The sequence below is a fragment of the Pseudoalteromonas sp. Isolate6 genome (assembly GCF_022398435.1).
Taxonomy (GTDB): Bacteria; Pseudomonadota; Gammaproteobacteria; order Enterobacterales; family Alteromonadaceae; genus Pseudoalteromonas; species Pseudoalteromonas galatheae.
In genome coordinates, this window is the sequence record NZ_JAKEVK010000250.1 from 1 (window position 1) to 5,923 (window position 5,923).

The window sequence follows — 5,923 nt, forward strand, 5'->3', positions numbered from 1 at the left end:
ATATTAAATTTAAGCATATCGAGCATGGGATCTACATTCACCACACCGAGTGCGAGTATTTGACTTAACGCCTCGCGTGCGCAACTTGCTGGCAGCAATAAACCAAGTGCCATCAATTCCCGAGTTATGGTGTATTCGTCAATATGGTTAGTTTCTTTTATCTGCTTGCTTATCAATACACTTAACGCCTGCCAAGCCTGAGTCTTGCGCACCAATTGCCAGTCCAGTTCCAATTGTGGCTGGCTCACGTAGTCCATACAATCAGCAAAACTTAATTGGACTTTGTGGTTAGTCAGTAAGTCAAACATGATTTTGCTGCGATAGGTTTGATCCATCCTTGGCAGAAATAAAGCCAGCAAGCTCAACCCATCCGGGTAATCAGGTAGTGACGCCAATAATTGCTCAATCATAAGATGAATGTATTCATCAGATAGGTTAGCAACCGCGTTACCGACAAAGCACTCGTTATCATGTTGTCGGTTCTGACTAAATTGCCAATGCTTAACAAGAATCGATAACTCTATTCCGAGTGCTTGGGCAAATGCCGACAACGATACCACTTGTAGCCACTCAGAGCGCAATGCTTGTTGCTTTTTACTTTTCAGTAAAGCGGGAACGACCTCAACTTTCTTGATTAGCAGTCCTGACTTTTTGACTTCAAACCACTGTGCCAGCTCTGGTGCAAGTTGAGACTGCTCTACGCCCTCGACCTTGGCACTCCCAACGCCCAGTCTGGCCAACAATTGTTGAGACAAGGTGACAATCTTTTTTGCACGATCGTTTATTAAACTTTCTAAATAAGGCTGATCGTCAGCTTGTAAGTTAATTCCTAAAACTTCGATGATATTTAGTCGATTATCCGCGGCTTCTTTGTGTGCACAAGCAGCGATGAGCTCCCTAGCTTCAGCAGCATTACTGCGTCGTAATGCCCGAAGCAGTGCCAAACGCTGCGCAGGGAAAAAATCGTCCCAGTTTTCCTTCGTCAACGGTTCACCCTGTAGGTTCGACGCGCTGTGATGTTGATTTGCCACCCATTCACACCAAGGCCAATAAATAGCAGGGACCTCGTCATTTACCTGCGGAAGCCAATCTGCAGGATGCGCGCAATACCCTCTATCTAAAAGCAAATTTAACAAATGCTTAGTTGATGCAAAATATTGCTTCTTAAGATGAGCAAGGGCAGTACGAAAGCTCGGTCTCAGTGAGTCGATTAGACAAGGCAATGTAAGTGAGGGTAATGCAGACTTTGCTTGTAAATTAGATGGTGGAGCTTGGCGTAATAACCATTCACGCTGTTGCACAGCCAAAATGAGTGCCATTCTGCGTTGCTGTATCTCGGTCCGCTCACCGTCTCTACACGCCCAACTAGATGGTAAACATTGCGCTGTTAATGTCGCTGCATTACCGCCTACTAACCAACGTTTATAAAGTGCGTCGATTTTTAATAGCTCATCCTTAGCAACGTTGCTTAGCATGCAATAACCCCCCAATTTTTTGTTGTTACGCTCAGAAGCGTGCCCTTAGAGCCCGAAGAGACGACAAATGCCCGCTCAAGTTCGCTACCTAATATCACGGGATTGATCTCATTGTTGCTCAGCACCAGCGTCTGCGTACCGTCACTTGAACACCACCAAAACGTCCCTTTTCCATCGTCTAGCACTCGACCTGCACCTAATATCGCAGGAAACTCTTCTATCCAAGGCGTCGCACTTAAATGACGCTGAAATTGCAATTGATGATCCATAACAGCGAGCTCAGCTTCATCATACTTCCCCTCAAACGCTTTATATTCACCTAACAAAGCGCGTTGCAAAATTTTAGCTGGGTAAAAAATGAGCTCACCTTCAATTTTCCTGCCAATGCTATTACTCACCGTTTTTCGCCCTGTTGCTGCTGGGTAAAAATCAAGCAACAAGGCCGGTTCAACATGAGGTTCTGTTATGTTTATCAACCATTTTGAATGGGCGATTAGACCATCTTTACGGGTTTCAATACGCTCTCCAACGGTTTCCCAAATACCCTTAACTCGGACTGAGTGCGGGTTGGATAGCACTTGCTCCCGTGTTTCCCCCGTTACAATGGCTCTGCGAACATCAATATTGTCACAATCAACAAACCAAGCTTCACTCAGTAGTGCCAATTTACCGAGCTCTTGATAAACCGCTTGTGGCTGTAAGGTAGAACACAAAGGCATGATTTTTGCTGGCAACTCGTCAATGCGAGCCGCAAAATTAGTGGCTTTTGCATCAACCAAACGTGCAGCAATTCGGCGACAACGTTCTGTTATTTCCTTTATGAGCTGGCTAATACCATTCACTAATTGGTCATCTAACCACTGCTGAAACTCAATTAAACCGTCACTTACGCAGGCCTCTGTTTTTGCTTTACTTTGCGCAGCGCGCTGTTTCTGCTGTGCTTCTTTTTTAGCCAGCTCTTCTGCGCTTAATGTTTCACTAGCCTCAGCGGTGGCATTAATGTCTTTGCTCGGGGTTGTTTTTGTCTCTTGCGTTTGATTGTTTGTAGGGGCTCGCCGGCGCCGACCCAACCAATCAGTAACCCATTGTGGTACCTCAGCTTCAGTAAAGCTTGAGCCTGCATCGGAAAATTGCCACAACAGCGCTAATACGTGTTTACAAGGAAATTTTCGAGATGGACAGGTACATTTATAGCCATGATCGACCACATCAGCGACCGTGTAATACGGCTTTGAGCCTGACCCCTGACATTCTCCCCAAATCGTATTGATCTCAGAAGCTTGTCCAAGTACTGGCCATTTTGCTGGTTTTAACAAACCTTTTGCGGCTTTTAGAGAAGCTTGATCGGGCGCAAGCTCCTGAATTGTTTCAAGTGAGATTTCCATATTTCCAATGTGTCACACTACGTCCATATTTGTTCCCATTATATGGCGAGATGGTTTTTAGATCTACGCCTAATACCAAATCCCGAGTAATAGACGTATTGATAAGACTGCTGAATCGGTGTTATTTACGCTCACTATGTTGGTGTACAAAACTATCGAGCGCCGCAACCGACTTAATCACATAGAGCGTTTTGGTTTGCGCGCTTTGCTCTAACTGCGATAAGAATTCTTCATTCCAAAATTGCGGGCAACGCCTTAACGTTTTAATACTGGCAATCGTCCCTTTAAACACTGAGCTACCATCAGGCCAGCCTTCTGGCTTAGTAACTATGCTTTTTAACAGACGTTTTATCACAAACCAATAACTCACTCGATATGGTAAGTCGATGTAGACTAAGGTATCTGCTGCATCTAAGCGCTGTTTAAACGCATCTAGCGGACCAAAGCCATCAATGATCCACGCATCAGTATTCAATATGTTTTGATGTGCTTTATCAAAAGCGGCTCTGTCAACAAACTCGCCATTTGCTTGGTAGAGCATCGAGTCTAATTGATATAACGGAATATATATTGCCGCGGCCAGTCCTTTACTCACCGTAGACTTGCCGCTTCCCGGTTTACCAAAAACTGCTATTTTCTTCATGTAACCTCCTTGCTGTGGCCCCACAAGGCAGATACAAAAAAACCCACCTTACTTTGGTGGGTTCATTAAAAAAGCACACAAAACCACCACTCCTAAGGAATGGTAATAATTCGTGTACTTGTGAGAAATAGTTCTATATTCATAACGATACTTTCACGTAATGATTAGTTATTGTCAAGCACGCACAAGGCCCGATGAGTGAATTGAGAAATAGCATCACTTTGTGGTCAAGCGAATCACTAACTTTGGCATCGCTATTGTCAACTCAACACTAAGTTGCCGCCAGATAGCACTCAAAGTGAAGCACATGCTCGATTAAAACGTTTAACCAGTTTAGGTTTGCTAAACCACCGCCTTAGATACAGCTCACGACCAAAGACTTATTTAGTTAACGAGTGCGGCCTCGCTCTAAAGAACACAGTGAGCACTAATAAAGCAAGCATAAATAAACTTATCGAGCCACTACTGCCGTTTCTATGCTCAACTTTAGCGACTTTTTCTTCCTTTATTCGCTTTTTGAAGTTTGAGAGTTCAGCCTCCAAGTTAGGTATCATATCTTCGACGGCCAAGCTAAAGCCCTCTAAAGATTTTTCAGTGATCACCGAGTCTACTCCAACTGCTGTCGTTCTTTTTTCTAGCTTGCTTAATCCCGGCGCCCTAAATAACATCTTTTTGCTCTTGATATCGAAAACGGCTGTATCGACAAATGTTTGAATCGTGTTTTCATTCCCAGGCACTATGTACATTCCCACGATGGTCCAATAGAGAAACGCTGCATTATTTTCTAAAGACTGGGTTACTTGATCGTACGAAATCAGTGCCATGACATCAACGTCATACAACCTTCCCACTTGCTCTAGAGTCGTAAATCCCTCACCTCCTTGTAGGTAGCTGCTCGGTATCACTTCGATACGATCGATATATTCATACTGAGCAAAGGCGCGCTTTACTTTCTCGAGCAACTCAACCTGACCTTTGTTGTGGATACCAGCATGTTGCCACTGTGAAGATGGCACAAACGACACTCCAACCCTCACTGGCAATGTTAACACTGGTATTTCTGGTTGACGCACTGTCCGGCTACTTTCATTTGGGTATAAAAAGGTCATTAAGCTGCTAGATTGCGTTTTTGTGCCTGTATTTTGGCTGACAAACGCACTGCATGATGTGAGCAAAAGCATACACATAGAGATAATCAAACCTTTAAAAATCATAAACTTCCTTACTAAGTGTTTTTATAGAGATGAGCCGGCTAAGGTACCCATTCCATCAGGTTCATTTTAATTACTTCCTTATCACTTAAATCTAAGAGTTAATTCCATTGAAATCTAATATACGCTTGTTTGCTTATCCATCCTCGACATACCTAATCGCCTGGCTGGTTTATTAATCAGCCAATGACATGGATCCAATGATTTCACCTTGTTCTAATAAAAATAATCTATCCGCGATTTGTGCATTACCATAGCTATCATCGTTCCACGCATCTTTATGTAAATAGATAAACTTATCGAGCAGATCGTCCGATGCGTCCCTTGCGATGACCATTAGTCCTGTTCTTCTTGCAATTGATACCAACAACTGTTCAGCATTCAACATTTGGTGCGCCTTAAGCATTTGTGTCTTAGATAAAATGGCCTCACTGCTAAAGGACTTACCACTAGCTGTTAACACTTTATTATCAAGCACTTGTGACGGTGTAAAGAGCACATCTAACGCATCAATATTATGAAATGCCTGTTGCACTATGGTATTTAAATCAGCCGCCTCGCCATCTTGATGTGTGAGAAAAACGAAGTTTTCAGGTGTATCGTAACCAAAACCAATCACGACTTCAGGTGCTTCTTCAGGCCCGATTAAAATTGAATACAGCGCACCATATTGCATACCAGTCCAATTGCCAGCTTTGATAATGGGATAAATGGTTCTGTCCTTTAAATTCATAGATCTCTCCTGCTTCAAATTTCCTGATAAAACAGTGGCCGGTCTTGTTTATCACAGCATTCTGTCATGACGAAATTCTCAGTCGTAACGCGAACTTCATAAGAGACTCGTCGCATCGAGTGCTAATTTGGAAAATGCTATGGCCGTGAATTATTGTAGAAAGGGTCAAATTTTGAATGGCTTTCTCAGCAACCCCTGCGAGTATTTATGCTTTTTATTAAATCATCTCAACCCCTTTTTACAAGACTTTTTACGCCTAAATAGGGAGAACGGTTTCAAAAGTACACTGACAAGCGGGTTATCTACCGATTGTAATTAACTGTATCGTTTAGTTTCAACGTTGCAATCGTTTTTGCACCCACCAAATTAGATTTGCCAACCCAGTAATTAACACTGACTGTTCTTTGCAATTCATTTCGACCAGCAAATTTAGATTAATTCTACTCTCTTGTTTTTTATTTAATTTAAAACCCAGC

5 protein-coding genes are annotated in these 5,923 nt (G+C 43.0%); all 5 read right to left on the bottom strand.

The window, feature by feature from the left end; all coding sequences use genetic code 11:
• A partial coding sequence (locus tag L1D50_RS20825; protein WP_239966730.1) for a DUF5691 domain-containing protein occupies positions 1–1,475 on the bottom strand: 1,475 nt, incomplete at its 3' end.
• Positions 1,469–2,860, bottom strand: a complete 1,392-nt coding sequence (locus L1D50_RS20830) for an SWIM zinc finger family protein (protein WP_239966731.1) — start codon at positions 2,858–2,860, stop codon at positions 1,469–1,471. The genes L1D50_RS20830 and L1D50_RS20825, both read right to left, overlap by 7 nt.
• Positions 2,861–2,981: 121 nt before the next feature.
• Complete coding sequence (locus tag L1D50_RS20835) at positions 2,982–3,503, bottom strand: adenylate kinase (RefSeq protein ID WP_128726523.1); 522 nt, start codon at positions 3,501–3,503, stop codon at positions 2,982–2,984.
• Positions 3,504–3,883: 380 nt separating this feature from the next.
• On the bottom strand, positions 3,884–4,717 hold the full coding sequence (gene rhlP / locus L1D50_RS20840; protein ID WP_239966732.1) for a rhombotarget lipoprotein: 834 nt from the start codon (positions 4,715–4,717) through the stop codon (positions 3,884–3,886).
• A 172-nt stretch (positions 4,718–4,889) separates the two neighbouring features.
• The gene (locus tag L1D50_RS20845) at positions 4,890–5,447 is read right to left on the bottom strand and encodes a hypothetical protein (protein ID WP_128726520.1); all 558 of its coding nucleotides are present in this window, start codon (positions 5,445–5,447) and stop codon (positions 4,890–4,892) included.
• Positions 5,448–5,923: the final 476 nt, after the last annotated feature.

Bases quoted from the DNA above. Each gene is read 5' to 3' on its own strand.
- rhlP (WP_239966732.1), bottom strand. From the start codon at position 4,717: ATGATTTTTAAAGGTTTGATTATCTCTATGTGTATGCTTTTGCTCACA.
- L1D50_RS20830 (WP_239966731.1), bottom strand. From the start codon at position 2,860: ATGGAAATCTCACTTGAAACAATTCAGGAGCTTGCGCCCGATCAAGCT.
- L1D50_RS20835 (WP_128726523.1), bottom strand. From the start codon at position 3,503: ATGAAGAAAATAGCAGTTTTTGGTAAACCGGGAAGCGGCAAGTCTACG.
- L1D50_RS20845 (WP_128726520.1), bottom strand. From the start codon at position 5,447: ATGAATTTAAAGGACAGAACCATTTATCCCATTATCAAAGCTGGCAAT.